The sequence below is a fragment of the Bartonella sp. OC68QHHN genome, from assembly GCF_042193875.1.
Lineage (GTDB): Bacteria > Pseudomonadota > Alphaproteobacteria > Rhizobiales > Rhizobiaceae > Bartonella > Bartonella grahamii_A.
This window is the reverse complement of record NZ_JBHIME010000047.1, coordinates 1-2250: the sequence shown is the minus strand read 5'-3', so window position 1 is coordinate 2250 and position 2250 is coordinate 1. Positions and strand designations below refer to the sequence as shown.

Genomic DNA, 2250 nt, shown 5'->3' with positions numbered 1-2250 from the left:
CGGCGGGGCTGTGGGCGAAGCCACAGCTATGCTCCAGTTTCAATTGTGGGTGCAAGGCATTGTGAAAGAGGAAATGGGGGACCTAAACGGTCGCACCCCAACTGCGGAAGAGGAAGCGCGTATAAACGCAAAGATTGATGCGCAGTTTGCTGACTTTAGAGACCACACCATTGATGTTGCACGGGCTGCTGGGGGCGTTGCTGCTGCCCTTGCCGGTGGCAATGTTGATGCCGGCGCCGATGCCGCTGGTAATGCCGCTGCAAATAACTACCTCAGCAGTGCTCAACAAGCTCAGATGGAGAAAGAATTAAAGGAGTGTCCTGACTTTTTATGTGCAGCAGAAGTGTCTGCGAAGTGGTCTGCGATTAGTACAGGGCAAGATATAAGCTTTGCGGCAGGTATGGTAGCTGGTGTCCCGGCTGAAATATACGATACGGTTGATGGTTTTTTGCAAATAGCCAAACATCCCAAAGAGACTTTGAAAGCGCTCAAAGATTTTTTCAGCAGTGGTGAGATTTTGGCGACAATTGGTCAGACCCTTGGACAGTCCTATGTAGATCGCATTAATAAAATGGAGGAGGAATATGAGCGAGCCGGTGCTGGTGGATCCTTTAAAGCTGGACTTGAATTTGGAAAATTATTGACTGAAACAGCATCCCTAATGACAGGAGTTGCTGGAGCAGCCAAGGGAGGCATAAAGCTTGGCGAAAAGGCTTGGATTAAATTCATTGCTAGGAAAGATTTTGCCCAATTTGCTTCCAAGAAAAATCTTGCAGAACTTGCAGCTCAAGGAGATCCTGACAAACTTGCGGCGAGGAAAGAACTAACTAAACTCGCTGCTAAAGAAAAAAAGCTTTGGTTAAAAAAGAAACCCACTAAATTTACCGATAGCAAATTTGGACAGACCTACACAGTTTATCGGAGAGACGATTTGTTTGATCCTAACAGAATTTCTTACTGGATGGTAAAAGGGGAAAAAGTGTGGGGCACTAATATTGATAGAATGAAAGCAAGAAGAGCACCTATAGGATATGATGGTAAGTCTGTTGAGTTGCATCACCTAAATCAAACCCCTGATGGACCCTTAGCAGAAATGAGCCATGAATTTCATAAAAAATATACTTCTGTTATTCATGCTAATCCAAAAACACATCAATCGCTCATAGATAGAAAAAAGTTTGATAAGCAGAGAGAGGAATATTGGTATAAACTTGCTAATGGGTATGGAGAACAAAAAAACAGTAATTTAGGAGGAATAATCGATATGAGATGGGGTATCATAGGTCTAGATTTTAACAGATGGGGACAGGAGCACCGGCAGTAATGCTCTACGATTGATGAAAAGAGAAAAAACAGAGACTTATAAAATAATTTATGGAGAATAATTGATGAAAACCTATACCTTAGATGATGTTGCAGTCTTAATTGATAAGGTTAATAAATATGATGATGATATTATCAATTTTGGTACTGAAAAAAATGCGGTTGATGATCTTGTGATTGAAAAGGCAGAGAAAGCTTTGGATTTAAAATTCACATCGTCTTACAAAGTTTTTTTAAAAAAATATGTAGGAGGGGAAATTGGTGGTGAAGAAATTTATAGCCTTTATGGAGATTGTGGGGAAGGTATTCCTGCTGGTGATATTGTTTACCAAAACTTACTCGATAGAAAACATGGTTTTGCGACACCAGAACAGCTCGTTGTGAGTTATGATCTTGATGAAACCTTTTATTTTGATTATACGCAGTTTCGGGATGGAGAATGCCCACTTTATGTCAGGCTTCCATCTGAAGATTGCGAATATTACGCCAGTAATTTTTATGAATTCCTTTGCAAAAGAATTAAAGTACACGTGGGAGAAGAGATACCTGAAGGTGATCAACCGATTGAAAAGATTGAGCACACTCCCACTCCGCAACTTATACCTTTTTACAAAAGTTTTTGGAAAAAACTATGGAAGAGGTGAAATTGATAGAGGAAATATGGAGCGTTTATCACGCACGTTTTGAGGATCATCTATGAAAACCTATACCTTAGCTGATGTTGCAGTATTAATTGATAAAGTGAATAAATATGATGATGAGATTATCAATTTGGGTAGTGAAGATGATGAAGAGAATGAAACAGATGATCTACAGATTGAAAAGGCGGAGAAAGCTCTCGGTTTACAATTCACATCCTCTTACAAAGTTTTCTTAAAAAAATATGGAGGAGGAGAAATAGGGGGTGAAGAAATTTTTAGCATTTAT

3 protein-coding genes are annotated in these 2250 nt (G+C 39.9%); all 3 read left to right on the top strand.

The window, feature by feature from the left end; translation table 11 throughout:
- The coding region (locus tag ACFIJ0_RS06115; RefSeq protein WP_375661430.1) for an HNH/ENDO VII family nuclease at positions 1–1324 on the top strand (1324 nt) is incomplete at its 5' end.
- 64 nt (positions 1325–1388) lie between these two features.
- Positions 1389–1967: an SMI1/KNR4 family protein gene (locus ACFIJ0_RS06110; RefSeq protein ID WP_375643906.1), complete on the top strand. Its 579-nt coding sequence runs from the start codon at positions 1389–1391 to the stop codon at positions 1965–1967.
- A gap of 52 nt (positions 1968–2019) precedes the next feature.
- Positions 2020–2250 (top strand): SMI1/KNR4 family protein (locus ACFIJ0_RS06105; RefSeq protein ID WP_375645265.1); only part of this gene is annotated, 231 nt, incomplete at its 3' end.

Bases quoted from the DNA above. Each gene is read 5' to 3' on its own strand.
- ACFIJ0_RS06110 (WP_375643906.1), top strand. From the start codon at position 1,389: ATGAAAACCTATACCTTAGATGATGTTGCAGTCTTAATTGATAAGGTT.